This is a genomic window from Clostridium beijerinckii (genome assembly GCF_018223745.1).
GTDB lineage: Bacteria > Bacillota > Clostridia > Clostridiales > Clostridiaceae > Clostridium > Clostridium beijerinckii.
Map to the genome: position 1 here is coordinate 3,050,766 of NZ_CP073653.1, position 19,376 is coordinate 3,070,141.

General features: G+C 30.0%; 11 protein-coding genes and 1 pseudogene. 2 read left to right on the plus strand and 10 right to left on the minus strand.

What is annotated here, in order from left to right:
* The 6 genes from KEC93_RS13850 to KEC93_RS13875 all read right to left on the minus strand — a co-directional run bounded on the left by KEC93_RS13850 (position 1) and on the right by KEC93_RS13875 (position 8,658).
* Complete coding sequence (locus tag KEC93_RS13850; RefSeq protein ID WP_023975419.1) at positions 1 to 1,176, minus strand: HDOD domain-containing protein; 1,176 nt, start codon at positions 1,174 to 1,176, stop codon at positions 1 to 3.
* Positions 1,169 to 2,470, minus strand: a complete 1,302-nt coding sequence (locus tag KEC93_RS13855) for a PAS domain-containing sensor histidine kinase (RefSeq protein WP_023975420.1) — start codon at positions 2,468 to 2,470, stop codon at positions 1,169 to 1,171. Before KEC93_RS13855 ends, KEC93_RS13850 begins: the two co-directional genes overlap by 8 nt.
* A 555-nt stretch (positions 2,471 to 3,025) precedes the next feature.
* Entirely contained in the window at positions 3,026 to 3,394 is a 369-nt protein-coding gene (locus KEC93_RS13860) for a carboxymuconolactone decarboxylase family protein (RefSeq protein ID WP_077869885.1), read from the minus strand.
* Positions 3,395 to 3,398: 4 nt separating this feature from the next.
* Positions 3,399 to 5,030, minus strand: coding sequence for a thiamine pyrophosphate-binding protein (locus KEC93_RS13865; protein WP_023975421.1), 1,632 nt, complete (start codon positions 5,028 to 5,030; stop codon positions 3,399 to 3,401).
* A gap of 119 nt (positions 5,031 to 5,149) precedes the next feature.
* Positions 5,150 to 7,093, minus strand: coding sequence for an NAD(P)/FAD-dependent oxidoreductase (locus KEC93_RS13870; RefSeq protein ID WP_023975422.1), 1,944 nt, complete (start codon positions 7,091 to 7,093; stop codon positions 5,150 to 5,152).
* Positions 7,094 to 7,218: 125 nt separating this feature from the next.
* Positions 7,219 to 8,658 carry an ATP-binding protein gene (locus tag KEC93_RS13875; RefSeq protein ID WP_039768559.1) on the minus strand — a complete coding sequence of 480 codons (1,440 nt, stop codon included), beginning with the start codon at positions 8,656 to 8,658 and terminating at the stop codon, positions 7,219 to 7,221.
* A gap of 1,049 nt (positions 8,659 to 9,707) precedes the next feature.
* On the opposite strand from KEC93_RS13875, the gene KEC93_RS13880 reads away from it, so the two are divergent.
* Entirely contained in the window at positions 9,708 to 10,958 is a 1,251-nt protein-coding gene (locus KEC93_RS13880) for a hypothetical protein (protein ID WP_039768562.1), read from the plus strand.
* A gap of 121 nt (positions 10,959 to 11,079) precedes the next feature.
* Here the strand turns inward: KEC93_RS13880 and KEC93_RS13885 are convergent, their stop codons facing one another.
* Complete coding sequence (locus tag KEC93_RS13885) at positions 11,080 to 13,113, minus strand: Na+/H+ antiporter (protein WP_077870037.1); 2,034 nt, start codon at positions 13,111 to 13,113, stop codon at positions 11,080 to 11,082.
* 524 nt (positions 13,114 to 13,637) lie between these two features.
* Here KEC93_RS13885 and KEC93_RS13890 point away from each other — a divergent pair.
* Complete coding sequence (locus KEC93_RS13890) at positions 13,638 to 14,759, plus strand: IS4 family transposase (RefSeq protein ID WP_172462699.1); 1,122 nt, start codon at positions 13,638 to 13,640, stop codon at positions 14,757 to 14,759.
* Between the two features lie 132 nt (positions 14,760 to 14,891).
* Here KEC93_RS13890 and KEC93_RS13895 read toward each other — a convergent pair whose 3' ends face one another.
* From KEC93_RS13895 to KEC93_RS13905, 3 genes and pseudogenes are all read right to left on the minus strand, one after another.
* Positions 14,892 to 16,361, minus strand: coding sequence for a leucyl aminopeptidase (locus tag KEC93_RS13895; protein ID WP_077867989.1), 1,470 nt, complete (start codon positions 16,359 to 16,361; stop codon positions 14,892 to 14,894).
* A gap of 569 nt (positions 16,362 to 16,930) precedes the next feature.
* Positions 16,931 to 17,662, minus strand: a pseudogene (locus KEC93_RS13900) (glycerophosphodiester phosphodiesterase).
* Between the two features lie 297 nt (positions 17,663 to 17,959).
* Entirely contained in the window at positions 17,960 to 19,312 is a 1,353-nt protein-coding gene (locus KEC93_RS13905; RefSeq protein ID WP_077867988.1) for an ABC transporter substrate-binding protein, read from the minus strand.
* Between the last annotated feature and the right edge of the window lie 64 nt (positions 19,313 to 19,376).

The following is a 19,376-nucleotide window of genomic DNA, read 5'->3' on the forward strand; positions in this document are numbered from 1 at the left end:
TTAACTCTTCCTTTCCAATAAGTTTTTTACTATCTGTTCGCATCTTTGTTCATTTATTCCGTAATTTTGCAAAATCTCTAGATAAAGCTTTGGTGCATAACTTGGTTTTATTATTTTCCAAGAATAATAATCTGCTATGTGAATCATTGATACCAGCTCTCTATTTACCTCACTACTTGACATAGGATCATGATGATATAATGCACTTTCTACTACTGCATAAGGTATATCCCACCATTGTAATAGATATCCTCCTAATTCTTCATGATCAATTTTAAATTTTTCCTTCTCTAAACTATTTATTTCATTTAATGATTTATAAGATGCTAATTTGTAAAGCTCATCATACTCCTTATCATATATCTTAAAGAAAGCTACTTTTCCTATATCATGAAGAAGACCTGCTGTACCGTAATAATCAGGGATCTTTTTACCTAAAGCTTTGTTATATAGCTCTATTAGTATTTTATTAGTTAAGTTTGAATGCTCCCATATTTCATTTTTATTATAAAAATCATTTTCTGATTTAAAGACTTCTGCTGTAGCCATGATTGCCTTTAAATTTACCAGCCCAAGGCTTAATACTGCTGTCTTTATTGAAGCTGTCTTTATCCCATAAAAGGCTGAATTTATAATTCTTAGGACTTCAGAACTTAAAGTTATATCAGCCTCAATTAATCTTACTATCCTATCTATATTGTGATCATCATGTTCAACAACATCGTTTATTTCTTGTAGTACAGAGGGAATTGTCGGAAGCTTGCCCATTTCTTTTATATGATTTAAGGATATATTATTATGTAATAATTCCTCAGTTTTAAAAACCTCATCAATAGCCCTTCTAAAATCATCCTTTTTCCAAGGCTTAGTTATAAATAGCTTTGCCAAATTATTATAGATAGATTTAAAAACCGTTTTTTCATCTGTAAAGCCACTTAATATTAATCTTGTTACCTCAGGGTATACTAATTTAACCCTTTTTAATAATTCATACCCATCCATTTCGGGCATTCTCATATCACTTACTATTAGATCAATATGGTTTTTTTCAAGAATATCTAAAGCTTCTCTTCCACCGTTTGCAATATATACGTCATAAGGACTGTCAAAAAATTCTCTTCTGATTGAATTTAAAATAGCTTTTTCATCATCTACAAATAAAATAGACTTACTCATTTTGGGTCACCTCTTCCTGTTCTTCATGTCTAGTAGGAAGTTTTATAGTAATCTTTGTACCTTCTCCTAAAACACTGTCAACAATCAAATCTCCCTTATGAGTATTTTTTATAATATCATATGCAATACTTAAACCAAGTCCAGTACCTTTACCTATAGGTTTTGTTGTAAAAAAAGGTTCAAATATTTTATCTAAGTTTTCTTTAGGTATACCTGTCCCATTATCTTCTATAACACAACTTACAAATAAATCATCACTAAAAGTATGAATTTTTAATAATCCAAAATAGTCTAAATCTGCCTTCTCTTGTTTTTCCTTTATAGCGTGAGAAGAATTAATAATAAGATTTAATATAACTTGGTTTATTTCACTAGGAATTGCTTCCACTTGTGGTATTTCATCTAGTTCAATTTCAATATTAGAGTTATATTTAATTTCATTTTTAGCTATAACCAGAGTATTTGTTATTCCATAGTTTAAATCATATTGTTCAAAATTCTTTTCTACAGATGAATGAGCAAAATTTCTCATTGCGGCTATTATCTTCTGAACTCTTTCAATTCCACCTTCTGTATCCTTTAATAACTCATCAATGTCATCCATTATAAAATCTAAATTATATTTTCTTTCTAGATTCTCAACATTTGCCACTTCATCTTTAACCAAGCACATTCCTTCTTTTGAATTAGCCAGTAAACTTTTATATAGCAATATTATCTCATTAAGCTTTTCAACATATTTTTTTAAAGTTCCAAAATTACTTATGATAAAGCCTAAAGGATTATTAATTTCATGAGCTATTCCAGCAGATAGATGACCTAAGTTTGCCAATTTATCTTCTTCAATCATCATAAATTGAGCATTTTCTAAATTTTTAATGCTCCTTTGCAATTCTTCATCTTTAAGTTTCAATTGACTTAGGAGGTTTACCTTTTCTTCAATATTTTCAGAAATAATAAGATATTTCTTAACATTTGAATTTTCCTCAAAAATTTGGCATATAGATACCTTTAGACAAAATACAGAATTTTCTTTATTTTTAGCATAAATTTCACCATTCCAATTTTCAAATAGAAATAGATCGCTTATTTGACGTATCTTATTATCTTCTGCATAACTACTTTCAAAATAAAATAAATTATTAATATTCATATTTTTAAGCTCTTCCTCAGAATAATTCCACATTTTTTCAGTTGAAGCATTAAAGAATTCTAACTTTCCATTAGAATCGGTAATTAGTAAGGATTGCTTGATATTTTTGATTATAGTCTCAAATAAATATTTCATTTCCATAAAAACTCAACCCCATTTTTAAATATTCTTTTATATTACTATAATTTCTACATCAAATACCAAAATCCTTCAACTTTACATTTATTTATAACTTATTACACAATAAATTATATTCTATCTTTAAAAATTCATTTACTTTTTCTATTTCTTGTCAAATAAAAGCAACTTAAACCTAAAAACTTATATAAAATAAATAAAGCTGAGACTTTCTAAATACTAGAAATCCTCAGCTCAACTAATTTTCTATTACACTTTTTGTTTATCCTAATCAGATATCATATGCATTTTTTAATTTCAAGAAATAATCATTTGAAATTTGACCACTTAAATTTATTAGTAAGCAGTTGTTTAACTTGGTACTTATATTAATGGCTTAGAAGTACGCAAAAATATGTTGTATTTAAACGCTCCCAAGTATATAACTCCAATTTTTGATTGTGTGATAATAACTTAATCAGCGAACAAACGCGAGTAAATTTTCTGCTAGAGCTTATTTAATTTAGTACTTGTCACACTAAAAGTAGAAACATGAAGCTATGGAAGGCAATCCTCAATTTAGAGCTTTCCAGCGAAAATTTTTCCTGCAATTCCTAATGCGCTACAAGCTTTAGGGAATCCTACATATGCTGCACATTGCAAAATAATTTCTAAGATCTCTTCTTGTTTTAATCCAGCTTTAAGAGCACCTTTTATATGAAAATCTAATTGTTCAAATGCGCCTTGTGTTATAAGGGCAGTTATTGTTACAATTTCTCTTGTTTTTAAATCCAAATTTGGTCTTGCATATATTTGACCAAATCCAAAAGAAATCATTTTATCCAAAAAGTCTGGAAATATCTCTCCTACAGAATTTATCATCTGTTCACCATTTTCATCTGTCATTTGTTTTAACGTATTAATTCCGTTTTCATAATCTTTATTCATTTTACTATCCCCTTTTCATAGTTGGTGGTATTTCATTTGGATCAACCATAACTTCTATTAGAATTGCTTCCTTATGTAAATTTGAAATTTCTAATGCTTCTTTTAATTCAAGTTCATTGCAGCATCTATATGATTTTACACCAAGTGATTCACCAAATTTTTTACCATCTAATGGTACATTATAATTGGTCCCTACTGTCTTTCCAAAAAACTTTATCATAGCTTTTTCTGGCATATCTAATCTTCCATTATTTATTACTATAAAGGTAACTGGAATATTATAATTTGCTGCTGTTGAAATTTCAGCTCCCTGCATAAAGGTACATCCATCACCAGTTATGCAAACAATTCTAGAATTATAGTTTGCTAGTTGTGCTCCAATTGAGTAACCTATGGCATGTCCCATAGCTCCAAATACGTCATCAAAAAAGAATGTACCTGGTTTTCTGATATTAAAATATCTTATTGCATAAAAAGAATGACTACCATCATCGCCAAAAACGACAGCATCATCTGGTAATACTTTTCTTATTATTTCCATAGCATGAGCAGATGAAAGATACTTATTGTTTTCTTTAATATTATTTTTAAATTCATAAATCTTTTCTAATAAAGTATATTCTTTTCTTCTCTTATCTTTAGCTTTATCTAATACTAGCTGTAGATTAGCTTTGATATCGCCAATAATAGGTAGAGTTTTAACTGGTAATGCTTTTTCTATGAATGTATTATCATAATCTAAATGAACTACTTCTTTAGGATAATTGTCTGGTGATATTCCTACTAAAGACATATCAGATAGTTTACTTCCTATGACTATCATTAAGTCTGTATCTTTCTTAATATATTCACTTGATTTATCTGTACCGCCTAAGCCTAATGCGCCAAGTGATAAAGGATGGTTCTCAGAAAATGTTCCTTTTCCTCCTGGAGTCGTCATAACTGGTATGTCCCAAATTTCAGCTATGTTTTTAATTTCTTCGTAAGCTAGACTTGAATGTACTCCTTTGCCTGCCAATATAACAGGTTTTCTAGCATTATTTAGTTTACTAACAAATTCATCTAATCTCGAGGATATTAGTTTATCCATATTGTTAGGTAAATCAAGTTCAAATTCATCTATTTCTTCATCAAGTATGTCAAGAGGTATTGATAAATGAACTGGCCCTTTGACACCTGAATAAGCTTTTTCTAATGCATGTTTTAATAATATTTGAAACTGATCAGCTCTTTCGACTCTAGCACTAAATTTAGTAACTGATTCAAACATCCTAACTAAATCTGTACCAAAAATTGTTGAATCTTGTCCTATAGCTTTCCCAATATTATGCATAGATTGCTGCCCAGTAATAAATAGTACTGGTACATGGTAAGCTTTAGCCTGTCCTGCAGCAGTTAATGCGTTTGTGCCTCCAGGTCCAGAAGTTACAAGAGCAACACCCAATTTCTTGTTAATTAATGAGTAACCTGCTGCTGCATAACCAGCGCCACTTTCATGTTTACTTAAAATAAAATTAATATCTTGTCTATCCAATTCCATAATCAAAGAAGCAAGAGGTCTTCCTGGTACTCCAAAAACATTATTAATCCCCCATTTCCTAAAATTGGATACTAAAATAGATGCTATGTTTCTCATATGTATCTCTCCTTTTATAATTAATATTAATATTCTAAAAAGTAATTTTAGAATATTAATCATCTTATCTGATGCCCAGCTACACTAACACTTATATGCTTCCTGAATCAAGTTTTACCTTATTCCAAACTAATTGCTGCATAGAATCCCATACGCACAGCTGTACCAACGTTCCCAACTTTTTCACAATCGCCTATAAACCTAGTTTTTGTATAATATTTTGCTTTTATTGCCTCTGCCAGTTTATTGTTCATTACCATGCCCAAGGCATTAATCATACTATCAGCTTTTATAAATTCAGATGAACCATCATGTGTTTCTATATAAACACCGTTACTATCAATTGATGTAACTTTGCTATTTGTATGAATTTTCACTCCAGATTTATAAAGCATAGGTATTAATGATGCTGCATTAGCAAACAAAGCATCCTTTGCAACTGAATCTGACATTTCAATAATCGTAACTTTCTTACCATATTCAGTAGCTAGTTCCAAAGCACTATCACAGCCTGATAATCCGCCCCCACATATAACAATATTTTCACCTTTTAATAATTCTTTATTTTTATGTACCTCAATTAAATTAATAATATTTAAACCGTCGATACCAGGAATTTGAGGATTAGCTGGAACTGCGCCTGTTCCTACGATGATTTTATCGCACTTTGCTAATATCTCATCAGCAGCAGTAACTTCTGTGTCTAGTTGAATTTTAACATTCAATTTCTTAAGCTGAACACCATACCAATCTATTAATCTGCATAACTTATTCTTAAAAGCAGGTGTCGAAACTGCTGCAATCTGGCCCCCAATTACTTTTTCTTTTTCAAATAGAGTAACCTTATGTCCCTCAATTGCAGCAACACGTGCTGCCTCTAACCCTGCTGGCCCCGCTCCTATAACTACGACATTTTGTGGAATTTTAGTATGCTTAATATTAAAACGCTTTTCATTACAAGCTTGCGGATTTACAGAACAACTTAACTTAGTAAATCTAGCTGCAATACGTCCTATACATCCCTCATTACAGCGAATGCATGGTCTTATATCTTCACGATTACCACACATAAGCTTATTTGGTAGTTCTGGATCTGCTATTAGAGGACGTCCAAACATGACAAGATCAGCATTTCCAGATTCTATTAACCTAACTGCTGTTTCGGGCGTATGATTTCCCGAATTAAGTATTGGAAGATTAACAGCTTTGCGTGTAGGCTCACATAAATATTCCATACATGCATCTCCCAAATATGAAGGTGGAAAAACATATTCAATTGCTTCAGACGATCCTGCATCTATATCTATGGCATCAACTCCTACCTCTTCTAGTAGTTTAATAAGATGCATGCTGTCTTCTATAGTACGCCCACCTTCAAAACGATGATCAAGTGACATACGAAATAATATTGGCATATCTGGTCCAACAGCATTTCTTATTGAACGAACAATTTCCATAGGAAATCGAGCGCGTTTTTCATCTGTTCCACCATACTCATCCTCACGTTTATTCCATATTGGAGACATAAATTGATCTATTAAATCTCCAGCATGTCCATGTATCTCAATCGCATCAAAACCTGCATTTTTAACATTTTTGGCAGAATATGCAAATTTTTTAATAATTTCTTTTATATCGTAATGACTCATAGGCCTACAATTAACTTTTCTATTATATGCTGCTGGTATAGGTGATGCTGACATCGGTGGCTCTCCATATTCGTTTGGAAGTGCATTACGTCCTGTACCACAACATAATTGGGCAGCTATTCTTGCCCCGTATCTTTGCACAGTTTCACAAAGAGTAGTAAGTTTTGGTATTACATACGTATGCTCTAATATACCTGAAAGAGGCCCTTGTGCTATATCATGTGAGATAAACTGAGCGCCCATAATTATAAGTCCAGCTCCGCCTCTTGCACGTTCCTCATAATAATCAATTTCATCATTTGAAATAGTACCATCACTATTGGATGCATTAATTCCTATAGGCGAAAAAACTATTCTATTTTTAACCTCCATGTTTCCAATTTTAAATGGTGTAAATAACTTCTTATAGTCCATAATAACTCTGTCATTCCCTTCTCGATACCTATCAAAATCTATATAGATACATTAAATAAATAACTCAATACTTAAATAGCTCAGTCTATAAAATTTTTTCATATATTACTTTTATAAATATCCCTTTAAAAATAAATATCAGAAAATTCAACATTAATGGCATTTACTAATCCATTATCTGAAGATATAAATGCTCTATTTTTCTCCTCAAATGTAACTTCTTTAATAGGTAGCGTTATTGTGAATTTACTGCCAATTCCTAATTCACTTTCTACCTCAATGCTTCCTTCTAATATTTCTACCAACATCTTTACTAATGCTAAACCAATCCCACTACCTTCTGCCTGTCTTGAAAGATTATTATCAACTTGTCCAAATCGTTCAAAAATCACTTCACGTTTATCTTCTGGAATCCCTACCCCAGTATCAATCACAGCAATTGATACTGTTTTATTCTTCATATTTTCTGTAATCTCAACAGTTATCCTTCCACCTTCTGGTGTGAATTTTATTGCATTTGATAAAAGATTCAAAATTATGCGTTCATATTTTTCATCATCTATTGAAGTATTTATGCTATATGTATTAGTTTTAAATCCAAACATAATCTTTTTTTGATCTGCATATATTTTTATAGATTCTGCAATCAATTGTGTTATAAATACAATATCTATGTTCTTTTGGTTTAATTTAAATTGATCTGCTTTTAACTTGGTAATATCTAACAAGTTATTTACAAGCCTCAACTGCCTGAAAGCATTTCGCTTTATGCTTCCTATTAAGTTTTTGACTGATTGAGGAATCTGATTAATATATACCTGTTCAATCAATTGAATAGCTGAATAAATTACATTTATTGGTGTTTTAAATTCATGAGTAATAAGGGTTATAAATTCATCTTTCATCACAAGGTCTTTTTCTAAAAGCTCCCTTTGCTTTTTTTCCGATTCATATAATAGTTCTTTTTGCTTATTAAGCTTACGATTTTGTTTTCTAAGCAATAGTTCTCGTTCTATGGCATCAACTACAGTAGTTAATGTCATTAGAAAAAATGGATTATGAAGTATAACAGCCGTCATTATACATATAGTTCCAAGTAAATTATCATCATCTGAATAGTGAAATGGTACTCCATAACATGCGCTCTTCTGTAAAGAATTATGATAATGATCCTTTCCTATTATCTGTATTGGATGATTTTGCTTAAGAGTCAAACTAACAACATTTGTTCCCATATCCTCCTCGCGAAATTGAATACCTGGCTTAACTCCAAATTCAAACATTGTTTCTCCTATAGCTTCGTCCCCAAGAATTTCTAATAAATACCCGTTCTCATCAGTAATAGTAACTAATATAGGAGTACCTTCTAAAGATTTAATCATTTTATTGCCAAAAAATTTAACAACATCTAAAACTTCTTTATATATATCTTTCTTTTTAGCTAATTCTAATTCTGATATAGCATTAGGAGACACTCTAGGTTTGTTGGGATCTAATCCTAATTTTCTACACTTCTTTTTTGATTCTATAATATAATCGGCTTCTTGTTCATCTATATCTTGCAACGTATATTGCCTCCTCAAAAGAAAACTTTAGTAATTTATGTATATCGATTCACTTTTTTACATAATTTACCCAACTATTATATCACTAAGTTTCTATTATCGGAATATTTATTCTAATTAATTTCATAATTTACAATTAATTCATATACATTTTATATTTCACGTTTTTAAAATCGCAAAAAAATGTAAAATTGTAACCAATATTACATAAAAATTATTCAAATTAGCAGAAATAATTTTTCAGCTATCTTTACTATTTTCATAATTCATAATAATTGTCTTTTAGAAAATCTTTTAATGCATCTTAACCCTATATCTAATAAAAATTGTTACATTGTTAACTTCTTTTGTTTCTAACTTCTTAACTTTTTTCCTTTTTAAATTGTAAAAAAGTTTTATTTTAAAAAATGTTCGTTCAAAAAAACATTTATTTGTGACTTGCTTTTAAACGCTTTGATTTATCATATAAAAATATTACTATTATTTAACTTAATCCATCAATCACAAATAAAATAAGTGTAAATGCTAATCAATTTCTTAATTAATGGTTGAATATATTAATTTTGTATAATAGTAAAATGAATATTATGTAAATTAATTGATTGTTTTCCATTATAGGGATATAATTAATTGTATGATAAAAAAGACAAACTTAGTCGAATTTAAATATTATTATCTAAGTTTCATATACCAAAGGAACTACAAATAAAGCTAATACCATACTATTCTTGGCTAAGTTCAAAGAACCAAATGTGATAAATGAAATTAAGTCACTTACTCGACTTAACTAAGTTGTAGCAAGCAAAATCAATTTCAAAGGAGACTGAATCTCTGAGGTTGTTAGCTAAATACGAGTAACCGAATATAGTAAAGGAGGTTAAGTCGCTAAGCAACTTAACTAAGTTCTAAAAACCAAATATCAACTTCAAAGGAGGCTGACATCCTGCGGTTGTCAGCTAAGTTCGAGAAACCAAATGTAAAATTTGGACTCTCACTTATCACTTATCACTTATCACTTATTAAGTATTTAGTTAGGGGGAAAATTATCAATGATAAACAAAAAAGTTAGTAAATTATTAGGACCAGTTTTTGGAATTATGGGATTCATGTTAACCATGAGTGCATTAGAAATGCCAGCTTTAGCAGCTGATAATGTACAAGCAATTTCTTCTTACACAAGTAGTACAACTTCGGCTGCTGCTACTTATAAAGATTATTCAGTTGATATAAATAAGAGCGTTATTCAAAATGGATTAAAAGTAACATTAGTAAAGGCAACGGTAACAAAGCATAAATTAAATGCAGTAATTAAAGTAGAAAGCATACAACCTTTTGATAAAACTAAAAATGATAATTCGATAATTCAATTACTTTATGGTGAAACTCAACGAGGCGGCGAAAGCATGTCAACTGATTTTATAGATGATAAAACTCTATTAATTACTATAGATCAAGATACTCATGATGAAGAATTTCCTAAAAGCGGTGATTTAAGGCTCGATGTAGTATTTCCAAATTATAAAGTTAACATAGGAATGGATGCAAACGCAGATTTTTCAGGATTATTTAATAATATAATCGAAAAAGATTTATCAACAAAAATTTCTGGGTCTGACAGGACTTTAGATAAATTAGAATCTGATGTTTTAGGAACAACAGTTACTTATAGTGAACCTCAAAAAGACCATGATGATAGGTATATGGATTCTTCAATGATCTTAAAGGTTGGAGATAAAATGTATAAGTTAAGATCCTCTGGAAGCTCTTCAGATGATAAAGTAATAAAAGGAAGATATGAATCAAAGACAGCTACTTATGATATTCTTAAAGACCAAAAAGATATAAGCCTAATACCTTTAACTTGTAATATAACTTGGGACGAATTTAGAAAAACACATGAAAATGGTAATAAAGAAGAAGATACAAATAAAGAAACAACTAATAATGTAACCTATTCAAAATCTTTCGATTTCTCTGATGGAAGTAAAGGGGAAATATATAATATTGAAAGAAATGATAATACTGTAAAAGTATATTGTAAGGGAAGTTCAGAAAAGGCAAGTTTATTAATGGCAAGTAGCATGAGCATGTATTATCATTTTACAGAAGGTCAAGTTTATTACTCTAATTATGATAGCGATAAAAATATGAGTTTCTATAAAGATCCAAATGTTGCTCTTGGATATATCGTAGAGTTTAATAATGTAGAAAAAGATAAGGCATTAGATATAATTTCTAGAGATAATATAGAACAAATAGATAGATATAATCTAGGAAGTGAAATACAAATTTCTAAATAAAATACTGAAATAAAGCAGTAGCTAATCAAGCTACTGCTCTATTCTCCGTTTCACTGTTCTCTTTAACATTAAAACGTATAATGCAATTGCATATCATAAAAAACTGCTTTATCTATATGAATTATTCTGCATGCTTATACAAAATCACACTTTCAATATAATTTATATACCTTCTTAATTCATTTGATTCTTCTCTAGTAATTTCTCCTGATTCATACATATTACGAACTGCTGAACGCTCTATATCCATGGCTTTAATTCTTAGTTCTTCCTTTTGTTTTATGCTTTCCTCATTATATTTAACTACGTTTCCTTTAAATCTATTAATCATGGTTCTGTAATATAGAATTACGTCTTGTGCAGCGTTTGATCCTTCATGACTTCTTAGATATTCCTCTAAGGCTTCAATTGCAGCTTGAAAGGATTTTAATTGAATATCTTTTACTAATTTCAAATTATTTAGCTTGATTTCTTTCCTCTTTTTGAACTTTTTGTAAAAAATCTTCGTTGCTCTCGTTAATTTTCTTACAAGAAACATAGTATCTTGACTAGGATTTCTTAGAAAGACTTCTTCTCTATAATCTAAAGATTTATCAAGTGCTTTAAATACTTGTTCATCAATCTCACTTTTACCCATTAATTCATTAATATATTTTCGTTCTGCCTTTAATGCTATTAATTGTATTTCAACCATTTCTTGATGATTAAAATTTTTCTCGACTGCGCTTGAGGTTTGCTCAAATCTAAGATTTTGAGATATACGTTTATATTCATGAATTAATTCATAAGCTACTGATTCATTTTCATCATTTATTTCTGACTCAACAGCTTTAATACCAGCAAGTAAAAGTTTATTTTTGGCTTCAATTAGGTTTTTATCCCCAATCTGTTTGTCTTCTTCTAATTCACCTTTACATAAAAACGGTAGAAATATTGTTGCGCATATTAATGTGAATAATATTACGCCAGCAGTTAAAAAAAGTATCAGTGAGCGTTCTGGAAATGTATCTCCGTTATCCAAGAAAAAAGGCATTGATAGAACTCCAGCCATTGTAACCGTACCTCTAACACCTGTTAAACTAGTTAATAGCGCTATTTTTACATTAGGCACTTCTATATTTTTACTTTTGCTTAGGAGATATTCATAGAAAGCTGAAATATAAGACCAAATAAAACGAATTGCCAAAATAACAAATCCAATTGCAATAACATATCCAATGGCCTTTAAATTTCCTATATTGGGATCAGCTATTGTTTCACTCATTGATAAGGGAATATTTAATCCTAATAATAAGAATACAATTCCATTTAATACAAATAAAATAATGGACCATATATTTTCTGTAAGTACCTGCTCTTCCGCTATGCTAGTTTCAAATCTTCTGCTGATAAGTGAATGAACAATACCTGCAACCACCACAGCAATTACTCCTGATGCGTGTAAAAATTCCTCAGTGATTATAAATATTACAAATGGAGCTAATATCTGCAGAAGGGAGTGAAAGACAACATCATTTATTCCCTCTTTACGCAAATTAAATCTTATTAATGTCAAGATCAAGGCAAAAATCACACCTAAGACTGCCCCTGCTAAAAATAAATATGAAAAATTTAAAATTGCATCTTTTAATGAGAAATAGCCTGTTACTACAGCAGTTATAGCGTAATTAAAGGCTACTATACCTGATGCATCATTTATCAAAGACTCTCCTTTAACAAGATTTAGTACTTTTTCAGGTATATGAATTCTCTTTGCTATACCATTTACAGCCACTGGATCAGTTGGTGATAAAATAGCTGCTAATGCAAAGGCAGCTGCAAGAGGAATTCCTGGTATCATCCAATGAATGAAATATCCTCCACCTATAGTTGTTAATAAAACTAATATTAAAGAATTTCCGAATATTGAACGCCTCATTTTCCATAGCTCTTCTCTTGGAAAGTATTTCCCATCATTATATAAAATCGGCGCTACGAATAAGAGAAAAAACCATTCTTCTTCTAATTCAAAAGAAGTATGTTTAAATGCAAATGCAATAATTACACCCAAAACAATTTGTGTCAAAGCTGTAGGTATAGATGGAACATAGTGACTAATAATATTTGAAATCAATAAACATCCCATCAACAATAATATCGTCATTAGTAAATCCACTTCATATCCCCTCCTCTGGTCTATTTTAACTTATATGTTATTACTATTATACATGATAAAATTGCTCAACAATAACATTTTTTTATAAATTAGTATTTTAGGTATGTATCACATTTCTAGTTTGCCCTATAAATATAAAAAAATCACAGGCGACTGTGGTTAAGTTCCGTATTGTGCTTCGCACTCTTTTCATTTAAGTTCCGTATTGTGCTTCGCACTCTTTTCATATGTGTAGATTTTTTTCACGCATCTGCCTTTTTGAATGCATGTGAGAAAAATCCGCACATCAGAAATAGCAGCTCCGCTGCATATAAGAACATTTTATACAGGCGAATAAGATTTCTTTTTAAAATGCCAAAACTATCCAAGTAACCTTTTTTAAGTTGCCCACAGATCTTACTGGAATATAAATACCCATATGTGTTGATTAACCAAAAAATAGAAGTGAAAATATATAAAAAATGAGGTCATTCTGTAGTAATATTAAAGTGCGAACCAAAATAATACTTAAGGAGAATGCCCTCATGAAAAATACTACCACTATATTTGATATATTTCAAACATTTTTAAGTGAAAAGGAAGTTGAAAAATTTAGTAAAATTTTAGAATATGTTGATACTGCAAGAAAATTCACATTATATGATTTAATAAAATTCTTTATTGCAGCAGCTACGAATGAATATAAGAGTTATAGGGATGGCGTTGAGCATATGGAATCAGTAGGGCTAACACCAGTTGATTATTCAACTATTTCTAAAAAAGCCTCTAAGGTAGATTACAAAATTTCTAAAACTTTATTTGAGATTATTGTTTCTAAATGTAATCGTAGAATGCGAAGAATTCTAAATTTGCCAAAACAATTAATAGCAATTGATTCAACTACCGTGACCGTAGGTGAAAACCGTCTTAAATGGGCAAAATTTAATGGGAAGAAATCTGGAATAAAACTTCATATATCTTTAAATATTAATGACTTTACACCACAAAAAGTTATTGAAACTATTGCTAAAAAGCATGATGGACCGATAGGTGAAGGTTTAATAGATGTACACTCTATTTTAGTTGAAGATAGGGCTTATGAAAATCATGAGAGATTTGATATGTTTAAAGAAATAAAACAATCTTTTGTTATAAGAATAAAAAATAATACAATACTTTCAAAACCAAAGAAATTGAGAAGTTTAGGAGTAGTAGAAAATTCTTCTGTAATTCGAGATGTTACATGTTATTTAGGAAAAGAGACTAAAAAAACTCAAAATAGATTTAGAGTAGTTGAATTTACTGATTATTATGGTAAATCAGTAAAAGTGTGCACTGACCTAATGAACATTACTCCAGAAAAAATAGCAGAAATATACAAGGAACGTTGGAAAATTGAAACCTTCTTTAAATTTATAAAACAAAACTTGAATGTAAAAAGAATATTTGGAACAACTGAAAATGCTGTCTATAATCAACTTTTCATATCATTGATAGCTTATGTTTTGCTTCAATTTACTTATGTTGAAACGACTAAAAATTTAAAATATGTTAAATTATCACTAATTCAATTTGTAAGAAAATTGCTTAAAAAAAGTCTTAAGGTCGAAGTCTATATATCTATTAACTTATTTTTGAAAAATATCAAAAATAAGTTAATAATTTAAAGTAAAAATTTGGTTAATCAACACTTGTGATAAATACCTAAAGAATAAAAAACTTACTAGCTTTTTAGAAGCTAATAAGTTCTATTTTCTAGAAGAAATTTAATAAAAACTGTTAGAGCGCTTTTACTGATCTTAATACCTATTCTTTGCTAAATAGTAAAGAGTCCTTACACCAACTCCTGTACCACCTTTAGAACAATAGCTACTTTCCTTTTCAGTCCATGCTGTACCTGCAATATCTAAATGTAACCAAGGCTTATTTTGTACAAATTCGCCTATAAATAATCCAGCAGTAATAGTACCTGCATGCCTGCCTCCAGTATTTTTTAAATCTGCTATATCGGACTTAATAAGTTTTTTATAATCATCAAAGTCAGGTAATCTCCAAACTTTTTCATCAGCTTTAAGTGATGCGCTTTCTAACTCTTTATAAAACTCATCGTTATTAGATACTACAGCTGTTGTAGTAACTCCAAGTGCAACTAAGGCAGCTCCTGTTAATGTAGCTAAATCTATAACCTTATTAACTTTTTCCTTTTCAATTATATAATGTACCGCATCTATAAGAGTAAGTCTTCCTTCTGCATCTGTATTTAAAACTTCAATGTATTTACCAGCCATAGAACCAATTATATCTCCTGGTTTATATGCTTTGCCAGATATTAAATTTTCACATGCAGCAATTACTCCTACAACATTTATCTTTAGCTTTTTCTTTGCTATAGCACTTATTGCTCCAATAACTGATGCAGCTCCACCCATGTCTGATTTCATTGAATCCATGCTGCTAGTTGGCTTGATAGAATATCCACCTGAATCATAAGTGACTCCCTTTCCAACTAGACCTAATATGTCGTCCTTTTTGCTTTCATCTCCAAAATATCTCATTACAATAAGTCTAGGAGAAAGTTCTGATCCTTTAGCTACTGATAGGAAAGATTCCATTCCAAGTTCATTAATTTTCTTTTCATCGAATACTTCAACTTCAAATCCATATTTGTTTCCAGAGCCAATAACCTTTTCTGCAAGAGTTTCTGGATATAGTACATTAGCTGGTTCATTAACTAAATCCCTTGCAAATTTAGTTGTTTCAACAAGTATCAAAGCTTCATCTATATATTCATCTATTGAGTTTGGCTTTCCATTTTCATCAGTACAGATACTTACTTCAATTTCCGAATTTTCATTAGCTTCAGTCTTGTATTTGTCAAATCTATATTCTCCAAAACCAATTCCTTCAACCATAGACTTCGTAATATCTTCAACTGATAACTTCTTATTAGATGTCATATTTAATGCTATTTTTTTAGCTTTTAATTCAATTGCCTTTTTTATTGCCTTTCCAAAAGAACCTCTTATAATTTCTGTTGTCAACTCATCCTTGCTTCCAAGTCCAATAAATATTATGTCTTGAACTCCACTTTCAACTACATTGGTAGCCACACATATTTCTCCAGCATTACCTTTAAATTTATTGCTTTCTTTAAAATGCTTATATATCACTGTAAGCTTTTCATCTTGCAAATCTTTATTTTCACTATAAACCGGAAGCATAACCAAGTCAGCTTCATTAGCTTTAATTGTATTAATTTTAAATTCCATACTATTCCCTCCATTTATAAAAATTAGTTTATATTCATAATTTTATATCTACTGTTCACTGCGTGTACAAACACTAGAAATATTTCATTCCTTTATAGTTTATTATTTCAATCATAAACTCTTTATATGTTATCTATATTGAAATAATAAATCTGAACTAAATGCTTACTTAAGCCTGGAATGTAGAAACTTGATTCCAACATGCGTATTAAAATTGTAAACAGTATAGATATAATTTGTTTAAGCCTTAACATCTATCATTAATGTTACGCTTTTATTGTAGTTATTATACCATATAATACGAATATGAATACTTTTTTCCATCTTTATACTTTTGATTCTTTTCAAACCAATTGAAAATCATATTATATAAGTTATAACTTCAAATAGTGTATGTCAGCGACGGACTTAACAAAATTATAATTTACTACAAGATAAAGCTATTTTTATTATACTTTCTGAAATCTTTGCCTTAATAGGTAGTTCCTAAAGAAGAAAAAGCACTGCACTAAATATATGAATTTAGCACAATGCTTATATATAACAAATTTAGTTTACAAGTTTTAGATTTACAAATTGTTTCTTATTCCCCTTGCTACATCTGGATAATTAGTTATTATTGAATCAACCTTGTTTTTGTATAAAAAGTTCATTTCATCTCCTTCATTAACAGTCCAAACATGAAGTCGTATATTTTCCTTCTTACATTCTTCTATTAGATTTTCATACTGAAGATTGTAACTACAGGGATGTAATGCAGTTACACCTAATTTTTTAGCATATTCTAAAATACCTATCCATCCATCACAATATAATAATCCAGTTCTTGCTTTATTATTAAGTTCTTTAATTTTCTTTATTGTATAATGATTGAATGATGAATATATTACTCTATCTTCAAAATCCATATCTTTTGATAACTTTAATACCTTTTCTTCAATTCCTTCATAAAATATAATTCCAGTTTTAAGTTCCACATTTATAATTAAATTGGTTGGTTTTAAAAGCTCATAAACTTCCTTAAGAGTAGGAATTTCAGCATAAACATAATTTGGATTAGAGCAATTAAAGTTAAAATTCTTAAGCTCCTTTAACGTATATTCTATTACATTACCCCTTCAATTACTTGTTCTATCAATTGTTTCATCATGTATTACTACTAATTCTCCATCTTTTGTAAGTTGCACATCTAATTCAACACCATCTGCCCCTTGGGCAACTGCAAGTTCAAATGCTTCTAAAGTGTTCTCTGGCGCATATCCTGAAGCGCCTCTATGTGCCCATATCTTTGTATCACCCATACTTTATCACCTTCCACATAATTTAATATTACAAAAGAGTACCAAGTATTTAATTACTATTGATACCCTTTCTAGATTTAAACTATTTTATAAAACTATAAAACTTTTTTGCAAATCAATTACTTATAGGTAAACAACTTAAGAATTAGACTTATTAGATGAACATTATTTACAAAGTTGCCAAGACTTAAGTTCATATCTTCACTAGAAATCATAAATATATTTGTGATTTCGGTAGTTACCACATAAATTTAGTTTTAGAGTTCAATATCTATAATAATTGTCACATGAATCATACTACTTATTAATCTTGTTATATTCGCCAATTGACTTATTAATACTATCTGCCATAGCTTTTACAGTTTCTTCAGGAGTTTGTTTTCCATTAAGCATATTTTCAATTTCAGTTTCAACTGTTTGCCTAGCTTCTGGGAATACGCTTAACAGTGCTCCTGCATACTCTGGTGATGAGCTGTGAAGCTGATCAACTGCTGTCTTAAATTGTGGAAATTTATTAATATTGTCTTTATATACTTGTTCATTTTGAGCATCAGTTGTAACAGGGAAATATCCAGTGTTAGCATTCCAATAAGCTTGTGATTCTGGAGAGATTAAGAATTTTACAAATTCCCATGTAGCCTTCTTTTTAGCGTCATCTTTATTATCTAATGCCCATAAAGAAGCACCTCCAATTGAAACTCCGCCTTTTGAACCATCAACAGCTGTTGGAAAATATGCAGTGCCAACTTCAAATTTACCATTAACATCAGTTAATATTTGTTTTAATGAAGCTGTTGAACCTAATGTCATCGCAGATTTTCCTGCTGAGAAATCTGCAAGTCCTGCATCTCCACCACGTCCTACATTAGCTGTACATCCCTTATCATATAAACTCTTCCATGAATTTAAAATACTTAAAGCCGCACCATTTTTGTCGAAGTCAACTGCAGTTGCTGCACCTTGTCTACCATTTCCGTTATCTGCATATTTAAGTCCTTGTTTAGCAATAAATTCTTCAAAGAACCAGCCATAAATACCAAGAGAAATTGCATTAGCAGCTCCACCTTTAGAGTTTAAATCGTCTGAAATGCTTTCAATTTGAGAAAAACTTTGGGGCACATCTTTAATGCCAGCCTTAGCAAACATATCTTTATTATAATATAGTATTGGTGTTGATGAATTAAATGGCATTGAATATAATTTCTTATCTACAGTATAATAAGCCGCTATATTAGGTTCTATTTTTGAAATATCATAATTATCCTTATCAATTAATTCCTGCATCGGAACTATATATCCCGAATCTATCATAAAGCGAGTTCCAATGTCATAAATTTGTACTAAATCTGCTCCCATGTTTCCAAGCTGTGCACTTTTAAGCTTATTTATTGAATCATCGTATTCTCCTTGATATTGTGCATCTACATGAATTCCTTTATCATTTTCGCTGTTAAATTTATCTACTAAATGAGTAAGAGCTTCTCCATTTACTCCTCCCATAGAGTGCCAAAACGTTATTGTTGTTTTTCCTTTATCATCACCATTTGACGAGTTATTCCCAGTTTCCTTACTAGCACCACCACACCCTGCAAGTAAAGTCAAGGCCATTGTAGCCGTTAAAACAAGTGGCAAGAATTTTTTAAATTTCATTTTTATTTTCTCCCTTCAATTTTGAAAATCATAATATTCCTATATTTAAACAGCTTATATTTTT

Excerpts from the sequence above, each read along its gene's own strand:
- KEC93_RS13880 (WP_039768562.1), top strand. The coding sequence starts at position 9,708 with ATGATAAACAAAAAAGTTAGTAAATTATTAGGACCAGTTTTTGGAATT.
- KEC93_RS13905 (WP_077867988.1), bottom strand. The coding sequence starts at position 19,312 with ATGAAATTTAAAAAATTCTTGCCACTTGTTTTAACGGCTACAATGGCC.
- KEC93_RS13865 (WP_023975421.1), bottom strand. The coding sequence starts at position 5,030 with ATGAGAAACATAGCATCTATTTTAGTATCCAATTTTAGGAAATGGGGG.
- KEC93_RS13850 (WP_023975419.1), bottom strand. The coding sequence starts at position 1,176 with ATGAGTAAGTCTATTTTATTTGTAGATGATGAAAAAGCTATTTTAAAT.
- KEC93_RS13895 (WP_077867989.1), bottom strand. The coding sequence starts at position 16,361 with ATGGAATTTAAAATTAATACAATTAAAGCTAATGAAGCTGACTTGGTT.
- KEC93_RS13870 (WP_023975422.1), bottom strand. The coding sequence starts at position 7,093 with ATGGACTATAAGAAGTTATTTACACCATTTAAAATTGGAAACATGGAG.
- KEC93_RS13860 (WP_077869885.1), bottom strand. The coding sequence starts at position 3,394 with ATGAATAAAGATTATGAAAACGGAATTAATACGTTAAAACAAATGACA.
- KEC93_RS13890 (WP_172462699.1), top strand. The coding sequence starts at position 13,638 with ATGAAAAATACTACCACTATATTTGATATATTTCAAACATTTTTAAGT.
- KEC93_RS13855 (WP_023975420.1), bottom strand. The coding sequence starts at position 2,470 with ATGGAAATGAAATATTTATTTGAGACTATAATCAAAAATATCAAGCAA.